This window comes from Methylobacterium sp. 37f (assembly GCF_023093475.1).
Taxonomy (GTDB): Bacteria; Pseudomonadota; Alphaproteobacteria; order Rhizobiales; family Beijerinckiaceae; genus Methylobacterium.
Genome location: NZ_JAGHKN010000036.1, coordinates 23,513 through 43,437, shown reverse-complemented (window position 1 = coordinate 43,437; position 19,925 = coordinate 23,513). Strand labels below are relative to the sequence as shown.

Annotated in this window: 20 protein-coding genes and 1 pseudogene; 11 read left to right on the top strand and 10 right to left on the bottom strand. The window is 66.4% G+C overall.

Going from position 1 to position 19,925, the window contains the following annotated elements; genetic code table 11:
• Nucleotides 1-118 precede the first annotated feature (118 nt).
• Together J7U37_RS19885 and arsH are read right to left on the bottom strand one after the other, a co-directional pair.
• A complete protein-coding gene (locus J7U37_RS19885) occupies nucleotides 119-1,180 on the bottom strand; it encodes a zinc ribbon domain-containing protein (protein WP_056488341.1) in 1,062 nt (353 codons plus the stop codon).
• Nucleotides 1,181-1,321: 141 nt separating this feature from the next.
• Entirely contained in the window at nucleotides 1,322-2,068 is a 747-nt protein-coding gene (gene arsH, locus J7U37_RS19880; protein ID WP_247636826.1) for an arsenical resistance protein ArsH, read from the bottom strand.
• Nucleotides 2,069-2,115: 47 nt separating this feature from the next.
• Here arsH and J7U37_RS19875 point away from each other — a divergent pair, with 47 nt between their 5' ends.
• From J7U37_RS19875 to J7U37_RS19865, 3 genes are read left to right on the top strand one after another with little or no spacing between them, the layout of a single operon-like run.
• On the top strand, nucleotides 2,116-2,478 hold the full coding sequence (locus J7U37_RS19875) for a metalloregulator ArsR/SmtB family transcription factor (protein WP_247636825.1): 363 nt from the start codon (nucleotides 2,116-2,118) through the stop codon (nucleotides 2,476-2,478).
• Nucleotides 2,471-2,908, top strand: coding sequence for an arsenate reductase (glutaredoxin) (gene arsC / locus J7U37_RS19870; protein WP_247636824.1), 438 nt, complete (start codon nucleotides 2,471-2,473; stop codon nucleotides 2,906-2,908). The genes J7U37_RS19875 and arsC overlap by 8 nt, the downstream gene beginning before the upstream one ends.
• A 34-nt stretch (nucleotides 2,909-2,942) precedes the next feature.
• On the top strand, nucleotides 2,943-4,250 hold the full coding sequence (locus J7U37_RS19865) for an arsenic transporter (RefSeq protein WP_247636823.1): 1,308 nt from the start codon (nucleotides 2,943-2,945) through the stop codon (nucleotides 4,248-4,250).
• A gap of 51 nt (nucleotides 4,251-4,301) precedes the next feature.
• Here the strand turns inward: J7U37_RS19865 and J7U37_RS19860 are convergent, their stop codons facing one another.
• From J7U37_RS19860 to J7U37_RS19840, 5 genes are all read right to left on the bottom strand, one after another.
• Complete coding sequence (locus J7U37_RS19860) at nucleotides 4,302-4,925, bottom strand: TetR/AcrR family transcriptional regulator (RefSeq protein ID WP_247636822.1); 624 nt, start codon at nucleotides 4,923-4,925, stop codon at nucleotides 4,302-4,304.
• 181 nt (nucleotides 4,926-5,106) lie between these two features.
• On the bottom strand, nucleotides 5,107-5,304 hold the full coding sequence (locus J7U37_RS19855) for a hypothetical protein (RefSeq protein ID WP_056184995.1): 198 nt from the start codon (nucleotides 5,302-5,304) through the stop codon (nucleotides 5,107-5,109).
• Between the two features lie 215 nt (nucleotides 5,305-5,519).
• A complete protein-coding gene (locus tag J7U37_RS19850; RefSeq protein WP_247636821.1) occupies nucleotides 5,520-7,316 on the bottom strand; it encodes an NADPH-dependent assimilatory sulfite reductase hemoprotein subunit in 1,797 nt (598 codons plus the stop codon).
• A 179-nt stretch (nucleotides 7,317-7,495) separates the two neighbouring features.
• Nucleotides 7,496-9,271 (bottom strand): flavodoxin domain-containing protein, encoded by a 1,776-nt coding sequence (locus tag J7U37_RS19845; protein ID WP_247636837.1) that lies wholly within the window; start codon nucleotides 9,269-9,271, stop codon nucleotides 7,496-7,498.
• Nucleotides 9,272-9,380: 109 nt separating this feature from the next.
• Nucleotides 9,381-9,887 (bottom strand): Lrp/AsnC family transcriptional regulator, encoded by a 507-nt coding sequence (locus J7U37_RS19840; RefSeq protein ID WP_056185002.1) that lies wholly within the window; start codon nucleotides 9,885-9,887, stop codon nucleotides 9,381-9,383.
• 225 nt (nucleotides 9,888-10,112) lie between these two features.
• Between J7U37_RS19840 and J7U37_RS19835 the strand changes: the two genes are divergently transcribed.
• The 5 genes from J7U37_RS19835 (at nucleotide 10,113) to J7U37_RS19815 (ending at nucleotide 15,635) form a co-directional block, all read left to right on the top strand.
• Complete coding sequence (locus J7U37_RS19835; RefSeq protein WP_247636820.1) at nucleotides 10,113-10,910, top strand: phosphoadenylyl-sulfate reductase; 798 nt, start codon at nucleotides 10,113-10,115, stop codon at nucleotides 10,908-10,910.
• Nucleotides 10,907-11,848 (top strand): sulfate adenylyltransferase subunit CysD, encoded by a 942-nt coding sequence (gene cysD, locus J7U37_RS19830; protein WP_247636819.1) that lies wholly within the window; start codon nucleotides 10,907-10,909, stop codon nucleotides 11,846-11,848. The genes J7U37_RS19835 and cysD overlap by 4 nt, the downstream gene beginning before the upstream one ends.
• 1 nt (nucleotide 11,849) lies before the next feature.
• On the top strand, nucleotides 11,850-13,250 hold the full coding sequence (cysN, locus tag J7U37_RS19825; RefSeq protein WP_247636818.1) for a sulfate adenylyltransferase subunit CysN: 1,401 nt from the start codon (nucleotides 11,850-11,852) through the stop codon (nucleotides 13,248-13,250).
• Nucleotides 13,251-13,478: 228 nt separating this feature from the next.
• Nucleotides 13,479-14,681 carry a pyridoxal phosphate-dependent aminotransferase gene (locus J7U37_RS19820; protein WP_247636817.1) on the top strand — a complete coding sequence of 401 codons (1,203 nt, stop codon included), beginning with the start codon at nucleotides 13,479-13,481 and terminating at the stop codon, nucleotides 14,679-14,681.
• A 102-nt stretch (nucleotides 14,682-14,783) separates the two neighbouring features.
• Nucleotides 14,784-15,635 (top strand): NAD(P)-dependent oxidoreductase, encoded by an 852-nt coding sequence (locus J7U37_RS19815; protein ID WP_247636816.1) that lies wholly within the window; start codon nucleotides 14,784-14,786, stop codon nucleotides 15,633-15,635.
• A gap of 724 nt (nucleotides 15,636-16,359) precedes the next feature.
• Here the strand turns inward: J7U37_RS19815 and J7U37_RS19810 are convergent.
• A pseudogene (locus J7U37_RS19810) lies at nucleotides 16,360-16,938 on the bottom strand (DJ-1/PfpI family protein).
• A gap of 146 nt (nucleotides 16,939-17,084) precedes the next feature.
• On the opposite strand from J7U37_RS19810, the gene J7U37_RS19805 reads away from it, so the two are divergent.
• Nucleotides 17,085-17,303 carry a hypothetical protein gene (locus J7U37_RS19805; protein WP_082504441.1) on the top strand — a complete coding sequence of 73 codons (219 nt, stop codon included), beginning with the start codon at nucleotides 17,085-17,087 and terminating at the stop codon, nucleotides 17,301-17,303.
• 6 nt (nucleotides 17,304-17,309) lie between these two features.
• On the opposite strand, the gene J7U37_RS19800 is transcribed toward J7U37_RS19805, so the two are convergent.
• Nucleotides 17,310-17,699, bottom strand: a complete 390-nt coding sequence (locus tag J7U37_RS19800; protein ID WP_056488313.1) for a hypothetical protein — start codon at nucleotides 17,697-17,699, stop codon at nucleotides 17,310-17,312.
• Between the two features lie 289 nt (nucleotides 17,700-17,988).
• Here J7U37_RS19800 and J7U37_RS19795 point away from each other — a divergent pair, with 289 nt between their 5' ends.
• Both J7U37_RS19795 and J7U37_RS19790 read left to right on the top strand, forming a co-directional pair.
• On the top strand, nucleotides 17,989-18,198 hold the full coding sequence (locus tag J7U37_RS19795; RefSeq protein WP_055956856.1) for a cold-shock protein: 210 nt from the start codon (nucleotides 17,989-17,991) through the stop codon (nucleotides 18,196-18,198).
• Nucleotides 18,199-18,419: 221 nt separating this feature from the next.
• Nucleotides 18,420-18,650 carry an AsnC family transcriptional regulator gene (locus J7U37_RS19790; protein WP_082504390.1) on the top strand — a complete coding sequence of 77 codons (231 nt, stop codon included), beginning with the start codon at nucleotides 18,420-18,422 and terminating at the stop codon, nucleotides 18,648-18,650.
• Between the two features lie 137 nt (nucleotides 18,651-18,787).
• Here the strand turns inward: J7U37_RS19790 and J7U37_RS19785 are convergent, their stop codons facing one another.
• Nucleotides 18,788-19,615 carry a 3'(2'),5'-bisphosphate nucleotidase CysQ gene (locus tag J7U37_RS19785; protein ID WP_247636815.1) on the bottom strand — a complete coding sequence of 276 codons (828 nt, stop codon included), beginning with the start codon at nucleotides 19,613-19,615 and terminating at the stop codon, nucleotides 18,788-18,790.
• Between the last annotated feature and the right edge of the window lie 310 nt (nucleotides 19,616-19,925).

Sequence of the window (19,925 nt, the reverse complement as noted above, 5' to 3'; positions counted from 1 at the left end):
AGTTGTCGAAATTGCCTTCCGGTCGAGGCTTGGGAAGGTGGCGCTCAGAGCCTGTTTGACGTCCTCCGCCGGCCGTCCCCAACTGTCGCCGAGGGCGCCGCGTCCGCAAGTGCGCTCGTCAGGCGCCGACCGGCGCGCCGGCGGGTTCGGCCGCTGGCGTCCCGCAGGCCGAGCAGAAGCGCTCGAAAGTGCTTTTGCGATGGCTGCAGGCGGGGCAGCGCTCGAACACGCCGATCCCGCAATGCGGGCAGAAATTCGCCTCTGGGTTGGCGAGGTCGATCGGCCGTTCGCATCCGGGGCAGGCCTTCTTGGCGAGGCGCAGCAGAGCCTGATCGGTGGCGATCTCGGTCCGGCGCTCGGCATTCGGCCGCAGCTCGGCGGCCTTCTGGCGCTCGTTGTAGGCGTGGAGCGCGGTGATCGCGGCGCGGCCCGCCACGAGGGTGAGCACCACCCCGACCCCGTACTGCACATAGCCGCCATAGCTCGGGAGGTAGGGCACCAGTTCGACGAAGAACCCGAAGATCGCCGCGAGCGCGAAGCCCCAGACGAAGGGCCAGTTGCGGGTGCGCCGGCGCTTCAGCAGCAGCCATCCGGCGAGGATCAGCAGGGGCAGCGTCACGGCGAGCCGGTAGCCGAACACACGCAGCTCCTGCTCGCGCTCGGCGGCATCGAGCCGGGCCTGAGCCGCATCGCGCAGGTCGCCGACGACCTTCTCCTGGGCTTCCTCCCGGTCGGACAGGGTCAGTCGCGCGCTGGCCCGGGCTTCCAGGCGCTCCTCAATGGCGCGCTCCGCCGCCTTCAGGGCATCGAGCTGCTGCGTGCGGGCGACGAGGCCGGGATCCTGGTCGACGCGCTGGGTCGCATCGCGGGTCTTGAGCCAGTTGGTGAAGGTCTCCTGTGCGGAGAGAGAGGCGGAGCGGGCGGCTTCCAGCGCGAGCTGGTCCTGTTCGTCCTGGCGCAGGGTGTCGGCCTGCTCGCGGCGGATCTGTTTCAGGGCCTCGTCTGCCGGCCGCGCGTCCTCGGTGTCGAGGAACTGCTGCAGGGTGTAGCGATGCTCGACCTGGGGCATGTTGCCGACCACCAGGGAGCCGAGGCCGATCAGGAACCAGGCGAAGAGGAGCGCGACCAGCCAAAGGAACAGCGTGAACCAGCGTTCGGAAAGCCTGCGACCGGATGCCATGTCAGTCCCTTGTTCGGCGCGAGGCGCCCGCGTCCCGCGCGGCTCGGCCGCCGGTCTCTTAATCCAAGGTCGAGGTCCGGGACCATCCGGTTCGAGCCCGGGCCTGCCCGTGCAACCGATCGGGTTTACCGGGGCGTGGCCCTAGCGCTTCCCGAAGCCGACATCCGCCGCCACTGCCCTCAGGCGCTCCGGCTCCCGGTCCTTCCGCTCGCTGTAGCGGTCCACCAAGTAATCGGCGCGCTCTCGGGTCAGGAGCGTGAACTTCATCAACTCTTCGCACACATCGACCACCCGCTCGTAGAGCGGCCCCGGCTTCATGCGGCCGTCGTCGTCGAACGCCGTGTAGGCCATCGGCACCGACGACTGGTTGGGGATGGTGATCATCCGCATCCAGCGCCCGAGGATTCGCAGGTTGTTGACCGCGTTGAACGATTGCGACCCCCCTGAGACCTGCATCACCGCGAGGGTGCGCCCCTGCGTCGGTCGCACGCTGCCCTCGCTCAAGGGAAGCCAGTCGATCTGGCTCTTCATGACGCCGGTCATGCTGCCGTGCCGCTCGGGCGTCACCCAAACGTGGCCTTCGGACCAGATCGAGAGCTGCCGCAGTTCCTGCACCTTCGGGTGATCGGCGGTGTCATCGTCGGGAAGGGGGAGCCCGTGCGCATGGTAGAGGCGCACCTCACCGCCCATCGCTTCCAGAAGCCGGGCCGCCTCGTAGGCCAGGAACCGGCTGAACGAGCGCGGACGCAGCGAGCCGTAGAGGATCAGGAACCGAGGGGCGTGCGCGAACGGCCGAGCCACCGCAAGATCGGCCGGGACCGGCACCGCGAAATGCGCAGGGCTCACGTTCGGCAAACCATCGGCGAACGGCTGTTCGGGCTTGTCCACGGTACGACTCTCCTCTACATTTCAATGATCGTTGAGATATTGTGTGAATGATCGACGAACGGCAAGCCCTCGCGGCCTTCGCGGCTCTGGGTCAGGAACATCGCCTGCGCATCGTGCGGGCGTTGGTCATCGCGGGTCCGGCCGGTCTGTCGGCGGGGGCGCTTGCCGGGGCGGTCGGAGTTTCGGGCACCAACCTGTCCTTCCACGTGAAGGAGCTTCTCCATGCCGGCCTGATCCAGGCCAGGCGGGACGGGCGATCGATCCTCTACAGCGCTGCCTATCCGGGCCTCTCGGGGCTGATCGAATTCCTCATGCGCGACTGCTGCCAGGGTCGCCCCGAAGTCTGCGGCCAGATCACCGGAGCGCTGGCCGCCTGTCCCTGCCAACCTGGAGAGGCCGACGATGCCTGACCCGTTCGATGTCGTGATCTACCACAACCCGGATTGCGGCACGTCCCGCAATACCCTGGCGATGATCCGCAACGCCGGCATCGAACCGCACGTGATCGAGTACCTGAAGACGCCGCCCGCACGGGCGCTCCTGGTGCAACTGCTCTCCCGTGCCGGCCTGTCGGTCCGTGATGTCCTGCGCGAGACGGGCACGCCCTACGCGGAATTGAACCTGGGCGACTTGGCGCTGACCGATGCGCAGTTGCTGGATGCCGTCGAGGCGCATCCGATCCTGCTCAACCGCCCGCTGGTGATCACGCCGCGCGGCGTCGCCCTGTGCCGACCGTCCGAGGCCGTGCTGCATCTCCTGCCGGTCCAGCAGGGCGAATTCGTCAAGGAAGACGGTGAGCGGGTGGTGGACGAGCACGGCCGGCGCATCGCGACGGCCTGAGCCTCACCTGCAACCACAACAAGAAACCTCGCCGATGCTCGCGCTTGCGATTTTCCTCGTCACCCTCGTGTTCGTCATCTGGCAGCCCAGGGGCTTCGGGATCGGATGGAGCGCCCTGATCGGTGCCGCGGTCGCCCTCGCCACGGGGGTGATCCAGCCGGGTGATATTCCGGTGGTCTGGCAGATCGTCTGGGATGCCACGTTCACCTTCGTGGCACTCATCATCATCTCGCTGCTGCTGGACGAGGCCGGCTTCTTCCACTGGGCGGCGCTGCACATCGCCCGCTGGGGCGGCGGCCGGGGCCGGCTGCTGTTCCCGCTGGTCATTCTGCTCGGTGCCGCCATCGCGGCGGTGTTCGCCAACGATGGCGCGGCCCTGCTCCTGACGCCGATCGTGCTGGCCATCCTGCTCCGGCTGAACTTCAAGCCGGCGGCGGCGCTGGCCTTCATCGTCGCCTGCGGGTTCGTGGCGGACAGCACCAGCCTGCCGCTGGTGATCTCGAACCTCGTCAACATCGTCTCGGCGAACTTCTTCGACGTGACCTTCGGCCGCTACGCTGCCGTGATGGTCCCGGTGAACCTGGTGTCGCTGGCCGCCACCTTGGTGGTGCTGTGGGCCTATTACCGACGCGACCTGCCAGCGACGTACCCGGTCGATGAACTGGAACCGCCTCGGGACGCGATCCATGATCCGGTCGTGTTCAAGGCCGCCTTTCCGCTGCTTGGCCTGCTCCTGCTCGCCTATTTCATCACCGCACCGCTCGGCGTACCGGTCTCCGTCGTCACCTGTGCAGGCGCTGCGGTGCTGCTCGGTCTGGCGCTGCGCAGCCGGGTCATTCCCATTCGCAAGGTGCTCACCGGTGCGCCCTGGCAGATCGTGCTGTTCAGCCTCGGCATGTACCTCGTGGTCTATGGCCTGCGGAATGCCGGCCTGACCGACGCGCTGGCCAAGGGCCTCGTGTGGCTGGCCGGGCATGGCCCCTGGGTCGCGACGCTCGGCACCGGGTTTGCCGCCGCGATCCTGTCCTCGGTGATGAACAACATGCCGAGCGTTCTGGTCGGCGCGCTGTCGATCCAGCAGGCCCCGGACCTGACACCGCTGACCGGTGAGCTGATGATCTACGCCAACCTGATCGGCTGCGATCTCGGGCCGAAACTTACGCCCATCGGCAGTCTGGCGACCCTGCTCTGGCTGCACGTCCTGGCGTCGAAAGGCCAGACCATCACGTGGGGGCAGTACATGCGGGTCGGGCTCGTCATCACCCCGCCCGTACTGGCGGTTACGCTTCTGGCGCTCGCAGCCTGGCTGCCGCTGCTCGGGACGCAGCCGATCGTCCCGTAAGGTGGACCGGCGCAACCCGTTTCGACCCCGGGATGTCCGGACGAACGACCCTCAGGTGCGAGGCCGCAGGCTTCCGATCAGGAACTCGATCATGGCCGCCAAGGGCGGGGCCCCGGCATCCGGGTAGTGGCTGACGAGTGCGGGATGACAGTAACGGATGATCGCCGTGTGGATACAGGCCGCGGCGAGGGCGGGATCGGCCACCACGAACTCACCCGCTTCGGCGCCCTCGCGGACCAGGCGTTCGAACAGCGAGCCGATCTGATCGACATGCGCCCGGCACACGTTCCAGCTCTCGGTGATCGCCGCTTCGACCATCTCGTGCAGGCGGGGGTTGGCCTCGCAGCGCTCGACGCAAGCGGAATGCATGACCGTGATCGTGCGGGCGATGCGATCCACGGCACTCAGGCCGGGCGTCTCCACGACCTCGGTGACTCTGAGCTCGGTGTCGTCCATCAGCCGCTTGATGACGGCTTCGTGGATCGCCTTCTTCGAGTCGAAGAAGCGGTACACGTTGGCTGGGCTCATTCGCAGCGTCTTGGCGATGTCGGCGACGGTGGTCTTCTGATAGCCGACGACGCGGAACGCCTCTTCGGCCGTCGCCAGGATCCGGCAACGGGTGGTGGGGGCAGCCTCTTCGGGGATCGTACGGTCGATGACCGCGGAACGCATCATCCGGGTAAACTAGGCCGTTGCGACCGCAACGTCAAAAAATCACAAATCTCCCGACGCGTCGTGACGGTCCCGAATGGATGGCGCCGGGTACAGCGACGGGAACCCTGAGGCGAGTCAGGCCCAGGCGACGCCCGGCCCATGCGTACGAGGATGCGACGGGCCGTGGCGGAGGTTTCGATGCTTAGGAGCCGAACTGGGAACCCAATTGCTCCAAGTATTCGGCCAGATCGACGCCGCCGACGCGCTTGCCGTAATCGAAGCGCATACCCTGCTGAATGTCGACGCGGCTCTCCTTCGTCGTCAGCGTGAAGGGCTTGACGCAGATCCAGGCGCCATCGCGACGATGTTCGAAGAAGCTCAAAATTTCATGCTTGGCCATTGGGGCCTCCCGGGCTGTCTTGACGGACAACGGGGATGGGCCGGAACGGTTGCGCGGTGGGTTAACGAAGTTCGCGGCGAATCTTTAGTCTTGCGGGATGCCGCAGCACGTTGGCCCGATGCTGCATCGCAACGATTTCCTGCTTGCGGGCCCTCCCTCTCTGGGAGCAGAGAGCCATCCGGAGGGCCTCGACCCTCCGGACCGATGAGGCCGGGTCAGGCCGCGCTCTTGAGGGCGCCGGTGTGGTCGTGGAAGTCGGGTCCGTTGATCGTCCGGGTCACGTAACCGTCGCGGATGAGGTAGTCGCCGAAGCGCTCGCCAGCCTGCTTGTGCCGGGCATAAGCCGCGAAGAGCGGGTCCAGGATCGTCTTGATCTCCGAGGCGGTGACGTCTTCCGCGAAGAGCTTGCCCAGGCGCGAACCGTCAAAGGCCGCCCCGAGATAGAGGTGGTAGCGCTCGGGGCCGCGGCCGACGAGCCCGATCTCGGCGATGAACGGCCGGGCGCAGCCGTTGGGGCAGCCGGTCATCCGGATGGTGATCTCGTCGTCCTGGAGCCCGTGCGACGCCAGGCTGGTCTCCAGCTCGGTCATCAGGTCCGGCAGGTAACGCTCGCTCTCAGCCAGCGCCAGGCCGCAGGTCGGCAGGGCGACGCAGGCCATCGAGTTGCGGCGCAGCGCGCTCGCGCCCTTCAGCATGCCGTACTGGTCCACCAACGCCTCGATCTCAGCGCGCTTCTCGGCCGGCACGTTGGCGATGATGACGTTCTGGTTGCCGGTGAGGCGGAAATCGCCCTGATGGATCTCGGCGATCCGGCGCAGGCCGGTGAGCAACTGCGGACCGTTGTCGTAATCCTTGATCCGGCCCGAGGCGACGTAGAGCGTCAGGTGATGGCGCCCGTCGTCGCCCTCGGTCCAGCCGTAGCGGTCGCCGTTGCCGGTGAAAGCGAAAGGCTTCGGATCGGCGAGCGGCTTGCCGACGCGCGTCTCGACCTCGGCCCGGAAGGCTGCGAGGCCGTAACGCTCGATGGTGTATTTCAGGCGGGCGTTCTTGCGGACCTTGCGGTTGCCCCAGTCGCGCTGCACCGTCATCACGGCCTCGGCGACCTTCAGGGCGTCCGCGGGTTCGACGAAGCACATCACGTCGGCGGTGCGCGGGAAGGTGTCGGTCTCGCCATGGGTCATGCCCATGCCGCCGCCCACCGTGACGTTCCAGCCGGTGACTTTGCCCGTCTCGTCCAGGATGGCGATGAAGCCGAGATCGTGGGCGAAGATGTCCACCTCGTTGGACGGGGGCACCGCCACCACGGTCTTGAACTTCCGCGGCAGGTAGGTCTTGCCGTAGACCGGCTCGACCTCGGCCACCTCCTCGCCGCCGACCACGCGCTCGCCATCGAGCCAGATCTCGCGCCAAGCGCTGGTCTTGGGCAGGAGCGAGTCGGAGATGTCCTTGGCGAGCTGGTAGGCGGCCTTGTGGGCGCCGGTCTGGGACGGGTTGGTTGCCGCCATGACGTTGCGGTTGACGTCGCCGCAGGCCGCGATGGTGTCGAGGAGCGTCGCGTCGATGGCCGCCATCGTGCGCTTCAGGTTCGACTTGATGACGCCGTGATACTGGAAGGTCTGGCGCGTGGTCGCGCGCAGCGCCCCGCCCGCGTAGGTCGTGGCGATCTCGTCCAAGGCCAGCCACTGCTTCGGGGTGACGACGCCGCCGGCGATGCGCAGGCGGATCATGAAGCTGTAGGCCTTCTCGAGCTTCTTCTTGGTGCGCTCGGCCCGGATGTCGCGGTCGTCCTGCAGGTACATCCCGTGGAACTTCACGAGCTGCCCGTCATCCTCCGAGATGGCGCCGGTGGCGTGCTTTAGCAGGCCGTCAGCGAGGGTCCCGCGCAGGTAGCCGCTGGCGATCTTGATGTGTTCGTTGGCGGCCAGACCGGCCGCGCGCGCCGCTTCCGCGTCCGAGATCGGGCGGTCGGTGGGCGGGGTCTCGTAGGTGCGGGTGGTGGTCTTGTCGGCCATGGCGGGCTTTCCGGTCTTTTCGATGTTGAGCGGTGCGGGCTCTTCCCTCTCTCCTCTGCGGGAGAGGGTGGCCCGCGAAGCGGGTCGGGTGAGGGGAGCGCCCTATCCGGAGAGGTTGCCCCTCTCCCGCCTGCTCCGCAGGCACCCTCCCCGCGGAGGGGGAGGGTCATGCTCGTGTCCTAGTAAACGTCCTGCTGGTAGCGGTGCGCCTTCTCCAGGGCGGCCACCGCCGCTTCCGCGTCGGCGGGGCTGAGCGCCTTCACGTCCTGAAAGGCCTTCAACACGGCGTTGCGCACGTCCTTGGCCATCCGGGTGGCGTCGCCGCAGACGTAGAAGCTGGCGCCGCCGTCGAGCCAGGCGACGACCTCCTTCGCGTGCTGGGCGATGCGGTCCTGCACGTAGATCTTCTCCGGCTGGTCGCGCGAGAAGGCCACGTCGATCTGGGTCAGCGACGTGTCCTCCAGGGCCTCCTGCCATTCGAGCTGGTACAGGAAGTCGTGGGTGAAGTGGCGGTCGCCGAAGAACAGCCAGGAACGGCCCGGGGCCGCGACGGCCCGGCGCTCCTGCACGAAGGCGCGGAACGGGGCGACGCCGGTGCCCGGGCCCACCATGATGATGTCGGTGGCGGGGTCCTGCGGCAGGCGGAAGTGCCGGTTCGGCTTCAGCTTCACCCGCAGCTTGGCGCCGTTGCGGATGCGGTCGGCCACATGGGTCGAGGCCACACCCGAGCGCGCCCGGCCGTGGGTCTCGTAGCGCACCGCCGCGATCACGAGGTGGACCTCGTCGCCCACCTCCTTCCGTGATGAGGCGATGGAATAGGCCCGCGGCGGCAGCGGCCGGGTGATGGTGCCGAGGTGCTCGGCCGTGAGCGTGGCCGGGAAGCTCTGGATGAGATCGATGAGGTGGCGCCCCTCGATCCAGGCCTTGGCCTCGCCGCTATCGATGAGCTTCTGCGCCTCGGCATGGCCGGTGGCCTTGACGAAGCGCTCCACGGTCGTCGCCGACAGGGTGGTGATGTCCCGCTCCGCCAGCAGGGCCTGGCGCAGCGCCGCGTCGCCGGACAGGCCGGTGGCGGCGAGGATCTCGTCGACCAGGGCCGGGTCGTTCTCCGGATAGATCTCCAGCGAATCACCCGGCTCGTAGGCGGGGGCTCCGTCCTCGAATTCGAGGGCGAGGTGGATGGTCTCCTTGTCGGAGCGCGAGGAGTTCAGGTTCACATGGTCGACGACCTCGACCACCTTGGGCTCGCGGCTCGGCTCGACGTCGTCGTCCTCGTCGCCCGCGACCCGCGCGGCGAAATCGACGGCTACCACGTTGTCGGCGCTCGGCGGGGGGGTGAGCGCCTTCAGGGTGTCCTTGATCCAGGCCGCTGCGGGGGTCTCGAAGTCGAGGTCGAGGTCGGCGCGCTCGTGGGCGCGGATGCCGCCCAGGGCTTCGAACCGGGCGTCGAGCGCCTTTCCGATGGCGCAGAACTCGGCATAGGAGGTGTCGCCCAGCGAGAGCACGCCGAACGAGACGCCGTCCAGCCGCGGGGCGCCGTCGCCCATCAGCTCGTTGTAGGCGCGCGTCGCGCGGGCCGGCGGCTCGCCCTCGCCCCAGGTCGCCGCGATGGCGACGATGCGCTTCTCCTTGGCGAGGCTGGCGATCTCGAGATCGGCGAAATCGACCACCTTCGGCTTGAAGCCGTTCTTGCGGGCGAGCTTGGCCATGTCGTTGGCGAGCGTCTCGGAATTTCCGGATTCACTGGCGAACAGGATGGTCAGGGGCTCGGCTGCCTTCGGCGGCGCGGCCGGGACGGCAGCGGCCTGCGGCGCTCCGCCGGCGTCGAGGCCGGCCAGAAAGCCAGCCAGCCAGGCGCGCTGTATCGGGGTGGCGGCGCCGAGGACGGCGTCGAGGCTCGCGCGTTCGGTGTCGCCGAAGGGAGCCGTGCGGGGAAGGATCGCGTGTCGTGCCATAAGGAAAGCCATGTCGTCCTGAGAGGCCGGCTGTCAACGGGGTTGTCCGTTTTACAGAACGACGTCACGGTAGAAGGAGCTGCCTGCGCGAGCAGGGCAAAAGAGAATTCTATTCTCCGGCCACCACCGACAGGGTCGGGGTGAAGCGACCGTTGGCAGGCGGGGCCGGGAGGGGCAGCGCGGTGGTGGATTTGACCTTCTCCATCGCGAAGCGGGAGGTCACGTTCTTGAGCGGCAGAGTCGCGATGAGATGCTTATAGAACGTATCGTAGGCGCGCATATCGGCGACGACGACGCGGAGCATGTAATCCACGTCCCCTGCCATGCGGTAGAATTCCAGCACCTCGGGCATCGCCGAGACGGTCTCGGCGAAGCGTTCGAGCCATTCGCGCGAGTGATCCGCCGTCTCGATGGAGACGAACACCGTCAGCCCGAGGCCGAGCTTCACCGGATCGAGTACGGCCACGCGCCGATCGATGACGCCATCCGCCTCGAGGCGCTGGATGCGCTTCCAGCACGGCGTCTGCGACAGGCCGACCTTTTCGCCGATGGTGGCGATGGACAGGGTGGCGTCGTGCTGGAGCAGCGCCAGGATCTTCAGATCGATCGAATCCAAGCTGGCCTCGCGGGTTCGTGAGCGGCGTTGGCGTGCGGGACGGCACGCAACGCTGTCCGATGGAGAAGGAAGTTTCTTCGTTGGGCAACAGAATACGTCCGAGCCCGTTGCCGCAAGGAGCATCGCCGGTGGGGTTTGCCCCCTGGAGATAGCCGCCATGCCTTGACAGCGTTCGTTATAGCGAACATTTCACACTTCAGACAAGCCAGCATCGCAAAGTCTCTGATGACCTCTCAACTGGAAAACACGGCGCGCGACCTCGCCTCCGCCCTGGCGGGACTCGACCTCAAGGGCCGGATCGCACTCATCGAGTCGACGGTACCGGGCCGTTTGGTCTTCACCACGAGCCTCGGGATCGAGGATCAGGCGCTCACCCACGCGGTGGCGATGCACAAGGGCCGGACCGAGATCGTCACCCTCGACACCGGACGGCTCTACCCTGAGACCTACGACACATGGACCGAGACCGAATCGGCCTACGGCATCCGCATCCGCGCCTATGCGCCCGAGCGCGAGGCCGAGGAGCGCTTCGTGGCCCAGTCCGGTATCAACGGGTTCCGCCATTCGGTCGCCGCGCGGCAGGCCTGCTGCGGCTTCCGCAAGGTCGAGCCCCTGGGTCGAGCGCTGGCGGGAGCCGCCGGCTGGCTCACCGGCCTTCGCGCCGGACAGTCGGCGAACCGGGCCGAGACGCCCCTGGCCGAGGCGGATGAAGGGCGGGGCCTGATCAAGATCAATCCGCTCGCCGATTGGACCCGTGCCGACGTCGAGCGCTTCGTCTCGGAAAACTACGTGCCCTACAATGTGCTGCATGATCGCGGCTTCCCGTCGATCGGCTGCGCCCCTTGCACCCGCGCGATCCGGGTCGGAGAGGACGAGCGCGCCGGCCGCTGGTGGTGGGAGCAGGCCTCCAAGAAGGAGTGCGGCCTGCATGTCCACGCGCCCGAAGAAAACGTCGCACCCGGTCAGGAGGCGGCCGCCTTCGAAACCACCCTTCACACCAAACCTCTGGAGATGGCCCGATGAGCGCCGCACCCCTCACCACCCAGGCGGCGAGCCGGTCCGCGCGGCTGACGCACCTGCAGCGCCTGGAGGCCGAGAGCATCCACATCATGCGGGAGACGGTCGCCGAGACCGAGAACCCGGTGATGCTCTATTCCATCGGCAAGGATTCGTCGGTGCTGCTGCATCTGGCGCTGAAGGCTTTCGCTCCGGGCCGCCTGCCGTTCCCCCTGATGCACATCGACACCACGTGGAAGTTCAAGGAGATGATCGCGTTTCGTGATCGGCGCGCCCAGGAACTCGGCCTGGATCTCCTCGTCCACACCAACCAGGATGGCTTGGCCCGCGGCATCGGCCCGGTCAGCCACGGTTCGGAAGTCCATACCGACGTGATGAAGACACAGGCGCTGCGTCAGGCCCTCGACAAGCACAAGTTCGATGCGGCCTTCGGCGGGGCGCGTCGCGACGAGGAGGCGTCCCGCGCCAAGGAGCGCATCGTCAGCCTGCGCACGGCCCAGCATCGCTGGGACCCCAAGCGCCAGCGCGCCGAACCCTGGCACCTCTACAATATGAAGAAGAAGCGCGGCGAGTCGCTGCGGGTGTTCCCGCTCTCCAATTGGACCGAACTCGACGTCTGGCTCTACATCGAGCAGGAGCAGATCCCGATCGTGCCGCTGTACTTTGCCAAGCCCCGACCGGTGGTAGAGCGCGACGGCCAGCTCATCATGGTCGATGACGAGCGCCTGCCGCTCGAGCCCGGCGAGACGCCGAAGGAGCTGTCGGTCCGTTTCCGCACCCTCGGCGATTACCCGCTGACCGGGGCCGTCGAGAGCGACGCCGCGACGCTGCCGGAGATCATCGGCGAGACCCTGGCCGCCCGCACCTCGGAGCGCCAGGGCCGCGTGATCGACAAGGACGGAGCCGGCGCCATGGAGCGCAAGAAGCAGGAGGGCTATTTCTAAGATGACGATCCATCAGGCACCCCAGGCTTTCGGCTACGACGACTTCCTGACCGCGCACCAGAACAAGGAAGTCCTGCGCTTCATCACCTGCGGCTCCGTCGATGACGGCAAGTCGACGCTGATCGGCCGCCTCCTGCACGATACCAAGCAGATCTTCGACGACCAGGTGACGGCGCTGCAGCGCGATTCGCGCAAGCACGGCACCCAGGGCGCCGAAATCGATCTGGCCCTCTTGGTCGACGGCCTCCAGGCCGAGCGCGAGCAGGGCATCACCATCGATGTCGCCTACCGCTTCTTCTCCACCGACAAGCGCTCCTTCATCGTGGCTGACACCCCCGGCCACGAACAGTACACCCGCAACATGGCGACCGGCGCCTCGACGGCGGATGTGGCCGTGATCCTGGTGGATGCCCGCCAGGGTCTGACCCGGCAGACCCGGCGCCATGCGCTGCTGGTGTCGCTGCTGGGCATCCGGCGGGTCGCGCTCGCGGTGAACAAGATGGACCTCGTCGGCTGGTCCGAGACCCGCTTCGAGGAGCTTCTGGCGGCGTTCCAGGACTTTGCGGCGCCGCTCGGCTTCACCGAGATCCGGGCGATCCCGCTCTCGGCCAAGAACGGCGACAACGTCGTGCTGCCGGGTGCCGCCGCGCCCTGGTACACAGGCACACCGCTGCTGCAATACCTCGAAGAGGTGCCGGTGCGCATCGAGGAGCAGGCCGCGCCCTTCCGTATGGCGGTGCAGTGGGTGAACCGCCCGAACTCGGATTTCCGCGGGTTCGCCGGCCTGATCGCCAGCGGGCGCGTGGCGCCCGGCGACGCCGTGATCGTGGAGCCCTCGGGCCGGACCTCGACCATCGCCCGCATCGTCACCGCCGACGGCGACCTGCCGCATGCGGTGGAGGGCCAGTCCGTCACCCTGGTGCTCGCCGACGAGATCGACGCCTCGCGCGGATCGGTGATCGTCACGGCCGATGCGCCGATGCGCGTCACCGACAGCCTCGACGCCCGCCTGTTCTGGGCCGCCGAGACCGAGTTGCTGCCCGGCGCCACGCTGCTGGCGAAGATCGGCACCGTGACGGTGAACGCCGTCGTCACCACGATCCGCACCCGCATCGACCCCGAGACGGGCAAGGCGGAGCCGGCCGCGCGCCTGACCGCCAACGACATCGCCGACGTGACCCTGACCCTCGACCGGGCGGTGGCGGTGGATGCCTACACGGCCAACCGCGACACCGGCGGTTTCATCCTGATCGATCGCGAGACCACCGATACCGCCGCTCTCGGGCTGATCCAGGCCGATGCGACCGCGACCCCGGTGAAGGACGAGCCGGCGGAAATCCGCGAGAAGCGCTCTGGCGGCCGCTTCCTGTCGAAGCTGCGCTGGGTCTTCGGCGGGATCTGACGAGCCCGGACCCGGCCCGCCGGCGCCGGGCAGCAGCCCCCCATCGACGGCCTCACCGCCGCGGCTCTCCCGGAGTCGCGGCGGTTTTTTGGTTCGTCTTAAGCCTTCGCTGGGTTGCAGGAGGGAACGCCGCAGCAACGGCAGGTCTCCCTTGCCCGTGCGCGGCGGCGCGACTAGGGTCCGCGCCGCTCGATCCGACCTTCGTAAAATGTACGGGAGTGACCACCCATGGGCTTTCTGGCCGACGCCTTGTCCCGCGTGAAGCCGTCCGCGACCATCGCGATGACGCAGAAGGCCCGTGAGCTGAAAGCGCAGGGGATGGACGTAATTAGCCTCTCGGTCGGAGAGCCTGATTTCGATACGCCCCAGCACATCAAGGATGCGGCCGTCGAGGCGATCCGGCGCGGCGAGACCAAGTATCCCCCGGTCTCCGGCATCGTGCCGCTGCGCGAGGCCATCGCCAAGAAGTTCAAGCGCGAGAACGGGCTCGACTACAAGCCGTCGCAGACCATCGTCGGCACCGGCGGCAAGCACGTCATCTACAACGCGCTGCTCGCGACCCTGAACCCCGGTGACGAGGTCGTCATCCCGCGTCCCTACTGGGTGTCCTACCCCGAGATGGTGGTGCTCTGCGGCGGGACGCCGGTCTTCGCCGAGACCGACATGGCGCATGATTTCAAGCTTCAGCCGGAGGAGCTGGAGCGGGTGATCACCCCGAAGACCAAGTGGATCATCCTCAACTCGCCGTCGAACCCGTCCGGGGCGGCCTATGCCCGCGACGAGCTGAAGAAGATCACCGACGTGCTGATGCGTCACCCCCAGGTGTGGGTGCTCACCGACGACATGTACGAGCACCTGACCTACGGCGATTTCCAATTCGTCACCCCAGCGCAGATCGAGCCCGGCCTTTACGACCGCACGCTGACCATGAACGGCGTCTCCAAGGCCTACGCCATGACGGGCTGGCGCATCGGCTACGCCGCCGGGCCGGAGCACCTGATCAAGGCGATGGATTTCGTGCAGGGTCAGCAGACCTCGGGCGCCTCGTCCATCTCCCAGTGGGCGGCGGTGGCGGCCCTGGAGGGCACGCAGGCGCATCTCGGCGAGTTCCGCAAGGCCTTCCACACCCGCCGCGACCTCGTGGTGTCGATGCTGAACCAGACCAAGGGCCTGAAGTGCCCGACGCCCGAGGGCGCGTTCTACGTCTATCCGTCCTGCGCCGAGACCATCGGGCGCAAAACTCCGTCCGGCAAGACCATCGCGACCGACGAGGATTTCGTGGTCGAGCTGCTTCAGGCCGAGGGCGTCGCCGCCGTCCATGGCTCCGCCTTCGGCCTCGGCCCCAACCTGCGCATCTCCTACGCCACCTCGAACGCGGCGCTCGAGGAAGCCTGCACCCGCATCCAGCGCTTCTGCGGCTCGCTCACCTGACGGCATCGGCTGGACAGGCGTACGCCTTGCATCCTGAATGACGACCACGCCGCGGCCCTGAGCCGCGGCGTGGTCGTTCCCGTTTCGGAGGAAGCCCGCCCCATGCCGACCATCGCCATCCTCGCCGCAGGCGCCATGGGCAGCGCCCTCGCGGCCCGTCTCACCGAGAACGGCGCCACGGTGCTGACGGTCCTCGACGGACGGAGTTCCGCCACCCAATCGCGGGCGCGCGCCGCCGGCATGATCGGGACCGACCTCGTCGGCCTGATGGGTGCGGACCTCCTGCTCTCGATCGTACCCCCCGCCGAGGCCGAGCCGCTGGCCGAACAGCTCGCCCCGATCCTGGCCACCGCGACGCGCAAGCCGGTCTATGTCGATTGCAACGCGGTCAACGTTGTGACGGTCCGGCGGATCGCCGACCTGATCCGGCCGACCGGTGCGACCTTCCTCGATGCCGCGATCATCGGCCTGCCGCCGAAGCCCGGCACACGCGGTCCGCGCGTCCATGTGTCCGGTGATGCTCCGGAAACCGCGCGACCTCTACGCGACCTCGGTGTCGACCTCCGCGTCGTTGAGGGTGGGATCGGCGCCGCTTCGGCCCTGAAAATGTCCCTTGCGGGCATCAACAAGGGGCTCACCGCCCTCGCGTCCATCATGGTGCTCGCTGCCGATCGTGCCGGGGCCGGCGACGCCCTGCGGGCCGAACTCGCCGAGAACGAGCCGGAGCTCTTCGCTCGCTTCGCCCGCAATCTCCCCGATATGATCCCGAAGGCCCGACGCTGGGTCGCCGAGATGCACGAAATCGGCGCGTTCCTCGGCGACGATTCAGATGGCCGTCAGGTTTTCTCAGGTGCCGCAGGCCTTTACGCCCGGTTGTCGGACCCCTCGTCCGACAATGAGCGCGCGACCTTGCAGGCCTTCGCGACGGCGTGCGGATCGTCGCAGCCGGAATGACGCGGCTGTTCCCGGTTGCCGCCCTCGCTCCCGCCACCTACATCGGCGATCCCTGCTGCTGAGGCGCCCGACGGTTTCGCGAACCCTCTCGGGCTTGGCATGGCGGCGGGGTCTGTCGTGACGGGGCGATGCGGACCAGTTCTCTGCGGCGTTCCTGTGAGGCCTTGTGGGCCGGGTAGCGACAGGCGTGTCACGGACGCGGGGAACAGGAACCGCTGCCGTGGCGCAAGGCCCACATCGATAAAGCGCACCGAATTGAAACGCGCAGCCTGTTCGCCAGGATGGTGGTCGTTAACGCTCTTCGGCGAGTGTAGGAGTCGGTCGGGGAACCGGCCGGATGCCAACGCGTAGTTTCGGGCCTGACCACATGAGACGCCTCCTGACGGGTGGCATCAAGGCGATCCTCGCGGTCGCTGCGCTCTCCACCGCCGCCCACTGGACCTTGCGCCTGCAGCGCGAGCCTGCCTCTTCTGTCCGAGTTCCGGCGGATGCCGCTGATCCCCTCACCACCGGGTCGATCACATCGCGCTCCTCGGAAGGGACGGCCCGCGTTGAGGCAGCTCCCGACTTCGCCAGGACTCTTGATCAGCGTCGGCTGTCTGAGCTCTTCGCCGGCGCCGTCCCAGATCAGGGAAAGATTCAGAAAACGGTCATCAAGCACTGATCCCGCCAACAGACCGCGCGCGATCTCTGACCGCTCACGGGCTGCTGATATGGGAGGCCCCTAGGCGGCAAGCCGTCGAACGCCGTGATTCCATTGTTCGATCTCCTCGATGATCTTGGCACTGAAAGCATCGAGCTCGCCCGGGTTACGGCTCGTGACGATGCCTTGATCGGCAACCACCGGCGGATCTTGCCGCTCCGCGCCGGCGTTGACGACGTCCGTGCTGATCGACGCGAATGAGGTCATCCGACGACCCTTCGCCGCCCCGACCTCGATGAGAAGCCAGGGCGCGTGACAGATGGCGGCCACGTCCCTGCCGGACTCCACAAAGCTTCAAACGACATCCAAAGCGCTTGGCTTAAGGCGCAACTTGTCTCGGTTGATCTGTCCGCCAGGAAGTATCAGCGCATCGTAGCCGTTCTGGTTTATAGTTTCGATGTTCTGATCGTAGCCGACGTTCTTTCTCCGGTCCGCCTTGTCCCGTCCACGAATAGATTCCGATCCACTCCGAGACTTTGGGGCAGCAATGTGAACAATCGCGCCGGCTTGATTCAGCTTGCTTTGCGGAACCGTCAGCTGTGTCTCTTCAAAGCCGGCGGTTGCGATGATCAAGACATTAGCCTGCCTGATATCAACCATTCAGAACTCTCCGGACCTGGGTGAGAATGTGGAACTGAACGGGTCCGATCGGATGCGGGTTTCCGGCGGAACCCCGCCCTGCTCGACCGTGTTGGTTCAGGCATCTCGCAGACAAAAACAGGAGGCTTCGCATGGCCAACCATGAAATGGCCAATCCCGGCCTGCCGATTCCCGAGCCTTTGCCGGGTGGGATTCCCGGTGATCTGCCCACCCCGCCTACGCCTGACGAAGAACCCGACATCGGACCGACCGGTCCTCGAACGCCGTATCCGGTTAACGATCCCGGGATTGGCGAGCCGGCCGGCCCGGGCTCCGAGCCGGATTATCTGCCGGGCGGCCCGACCGACCCCGGCGTCAGGATGTGATCCTCGTCAGTGATCCCCGTGTGAAGCGCGCACATCGCGCGGTGCGCTGAGAATTTCGGAGAGGCTCGTCGCAACGTGACGGGCCTCTTCGTCCGTCAGGCGCAGCTGAAAGGGGGGTAGGGCACCCGCTTGCAACGCTACGACAGCTTGGCCCTGTTCGTCAGTCCCGACTTCGATGGCTGACGATGTGACATCGAGCATTGCGATGTCTTCGTCGCTCAGGTCATCCGGAAGATCTCCGTCATCAGGCTCGTCGATGGCGGTCAAAAGTTGGCCCACTGCGCGGACGAGCGCGCGCGCGGCACGCGCGTCCATAACGACCGCTGTCGCTTGATCGTCCTTCTGGAATGAAAGCTGAATGTTCGCCCCTTCGAGGGAAACTGAGATGCCCGCCATGAATCGCCTAACTGCCTGCTCGGGAACTTTTATATGCGGTCGGGGGGGCAATTAACACAGGGGCTGCGCCCCCGCCCGCCCCGCCAGCGTGCTCTTAGGTCGGATCGAATGCCTTGTTGCGGCCGCATGATCGGACTACATGAGTTGTAGCGGGTATCGGTGAGCTGAGATCTTGTACCGTCAAGCGTCTCACGTCCTGCTGATTCCGTCAGGCCTACCGAAGAGGATCCGCTGCTTGCGTCGAGTAGACGCAGGCTGTTGATCGACGAACGATACGAGGATCTATTTCGTGAATACCGGTACTGTAAAGTGGTTCAACGAGACCAAGGGCTACGGCTTCATTCAGCCTGACGACGGCGGCAAGGATGTGTTCGTTCACATCTCCGCAGTCGAGCGCGCTGGCATGCGCAATCTGATCGAAGGTCAGAAGATCTCCTACGAGATTCAGACCGACAAGCGCAGCGGCAAGGACTCGGCTGGTAACCTCCAGGCGGCCTGACGCTCCCGGCGCCAGCCCTTGGGCTGGCGTCACCCTCCAGGGCCTCTGACGAGGCTTCCGCTGCCGATGGTCATGACGGTTCCCCACAGGATTTGTGGCGTGAATCGGATCAGACTTCGGTAAAACTTTAGCACCAACGACGTACCAAGCTCGTTTTGGGCTGAAACGTCCGAGATACGGCAAGCAAAACCTGCACGTTTTTGAAAGCACACAAGAAAAATATGTTGTTTGAATACACCCGGCGCCGCGGCGCCCGTTCGCCCGTTACTGATGCGGCGACCTTCAAGGTGGATCGTCTGAAGCAGTCGATGGCACATGAAGCTAAGACCATTGATCTCAGCCACCTTATCGATACATCTTACAACTACCATTCGGCACGCGAATTGCGTTGGCATCTTGCTGAGCGCTTTGGTATGGCGCCTGAAGCTATCGCGTTGCGCGAGCATCACTGATGAAAGTAGCCACCAAGTTCCGTTTGGAGGCGTGATCGGCGCTTCAGTCCTGGAAAGTCAAACGAAGTGACGTCGAGCCCGGCACCATGGTGTCGGGCTTTGCTGTTTGGCATCCGAGAGGGGGTGTCGGGATCGGATCAGAGCTGACCCATGGCTGCCACGACGCCATCTCGAAGGCCGCGCGACACCGCGACGAGCTCGCCATGGACGGGGTCCGGACGATTGTAGGTCGTGGGATGCCCCTTGAGATCGCAGACGGTTCCCCCTGCTTCGCGGAGGATCAGGTCGGCCCCGGCGAGATCCCAATCTCGGGCATTGGGAGAAACCAAGCCGACATCGATGGAACCTTCAGCGACCCGAACGACCCTCAGAGCCAGGGACGGAACGCGTTCCACAGCGACGAGGTCGGCTCGGGTCCCTGCCGAGCCGGCGCCGCGTGCCAGCCGATCCATCATCGGTTTCGGGCCGGTCACCCGGGCACCCTCGACAGCGGCATGGTCTGAGGCTGCGATGGTCTGGCCGTTCCGCGTCGCCCCCAACCCCGCGGCCGCCTCGTAGAAGGTGTCCGTTACGGGGGCATGCACGAAACCGAGGACCGGCTGCCCGCCCGACAGCAGGGCCACGGCGATGGACCAGTCCGGGTGTCCCGACATGAATGCTCGCGTTCCGTCGATCGGGTCGACGATCCAGACAAGATCGGCTTCAAGCCGGACGGGATTGTCGCTGGTTTCCTCTGAAAGCCACGCCGCCCGGGGTAGCATCGCGCTGAGCCGTACCTTCAGGAACGTGTCAACGGCCACGTCGGCCTCCGTAACCGGGGAGCCGCCGGATTTGGACCAGACACGTGCGCCCGTCTGTCCCCCGGCTTTGTAGAACGGCAGGGCGAGGGCTGCCGCCTCCCGGATCGTAGCGCGCAAGGCGGGGAGGAGGGCATGCACGGCGTCTGAGGCGATCGGGTGGGACATGCGTCTCCGGATAGGTAATGGGAATTGGGCTTGGCGCCGAGGCCCGTTCGCTCGTCATTCGCATGTGCCGGGAAGCGCCTCGCCTGTTCTAAGGTGCTGAGCGGATTGTCACAAGCGGAGCTCCGCAGATCTCGATACGCACGAATGTCGCCGAACCCGGCAAGGAAACGTTGAGCATTCTGGCTGCTTCACCCTTGTCCATACTCGCTTAACGCTCACTCTTAAGGCGGTCTGAGGAGGTTAGACGCAATTCTGCTTGTCATAGACGGGTGGCCCACAGAGGTTACCGGGACCAACAGGGTGTACGAGC

Bases quoted from the DNA above. Each gene is read 5' to 3' on its own strand.
- cysN (WP_247636818.1), top strand. From the start codon at position 11,850: ATGACGATCCATCAGGCACCCCAGGCTTTCGGCTACGACGACTTCCTG.
- cysD (WP_247636819.1), top strand. From the start codon at position 10,907: ATGAGCGCCGCACCCCTCACCACCCAGGCGGCGAGCCGGTCCGCGCGG.
- J7U37_RS19845 (WP_247636837.1), bottom strand. From the start codon at position 9,271: ATGGCACGACACGCGATCCTTCCCCGCACGGCTCCCTTCGGCGACACC.
- J7U37_RS19785 (WP_247636815.1), bottom strand. From the start codon at position 19,615: ATGTCCCACCCGATCGCCTCAGACGCCGTGCATGCCCTCCTCCCCGCC.
- J7U37_RS19820 (WP_247636817.1), top strand. From the start codon at position 13,479: ATGGGCTTTCTGGCCGACGCCTTGTCCCGCGTGAAGCCGTCCGCGACC.
- J7U37_RS19790 (WP_082504390.1), top strand. From the start codon at position 18,420: ATGTTGTTTGAATACACCCGGCGCCGCGGCGCCCGTTCGCCCGTTACT.
- J7U37_RS19855 (WP_056184995.1), bottom strand. From the start codon at position 5,304: ATGGCCAAGCATGAAATTTTGAGCTTCTTCGAACATCGTCGCGATGGC.
- J7U37_RS19850 (WP_247636821.1), bottom strand. From the start codon at position 7,316: ATGGCCGACAAGACCACCACCCGCACCTACGAGACCCCGCCCACCGAC.
- J7U37_RS19860 (WP_247636822.1), bottom strand. From the start codon at position 4,925: ATGATGCGTTCCGCGGTCATCGACCGTACGATCCCCGAAGAGGCTGCC.
- J7U37_RS19875 (WP_247636825.1), top strand. From the start codon at position 2,116: ATGATCGACGAACGGCAAGCCCTCGCGGCCTTCGCGGCTCTGGGTCAG.
- J7U37_RS19865 (WP_247636823.1), top strand. From the start codon at position 2,943: ATGCTCGCGCTTGCGATTTTCCTCGTCACCCTCGTGTTCGTCATCTGG.
- J7U37_RS19815 (WP_247636816.1), top strand. From the start codon at position 14,784: ATGCCGACCATCGCCATCCTCGCCGCAGGCGCCATGGGCAGCGCCCTC.
- J7U37_RS19800 (WP_056488313.1), bottom strand. From the start codon at position 17,699: ATGGCGGGCATCTCAGTTTCCCTCGAAGGGGCGAACATTCAGCTTTCA.
- arsC (WP_247636824.1), top strand. From the start codon at position 2,471: ATGCCTGACCCGTTCGATGTCGTGATCTACCACAACCCGGATTGCGGC.
- J7U37_RS19835 (WP_247636820.1), top strand. From the start codon at position 10,113: ATGACCTCTCAACTGGAAAACACGGCGCGCGACCTCGCCTCCGCCCTG.
- J7U37_RS19805 (WP_082504441.1), top strand. From the start codon at position 17,085: ATGGCCAATCCCGGCCTGCCGATTCCCGAGCCTTTGCCGGGTGGGATT.
- J7U37_RS19885 (WP_056488341.1), bottom strand. From the start codon at position 1,180: ATGGCATCCGGTCGCAGGCTTTCCGAACGCTGGTTCACGCTGTTCCTT.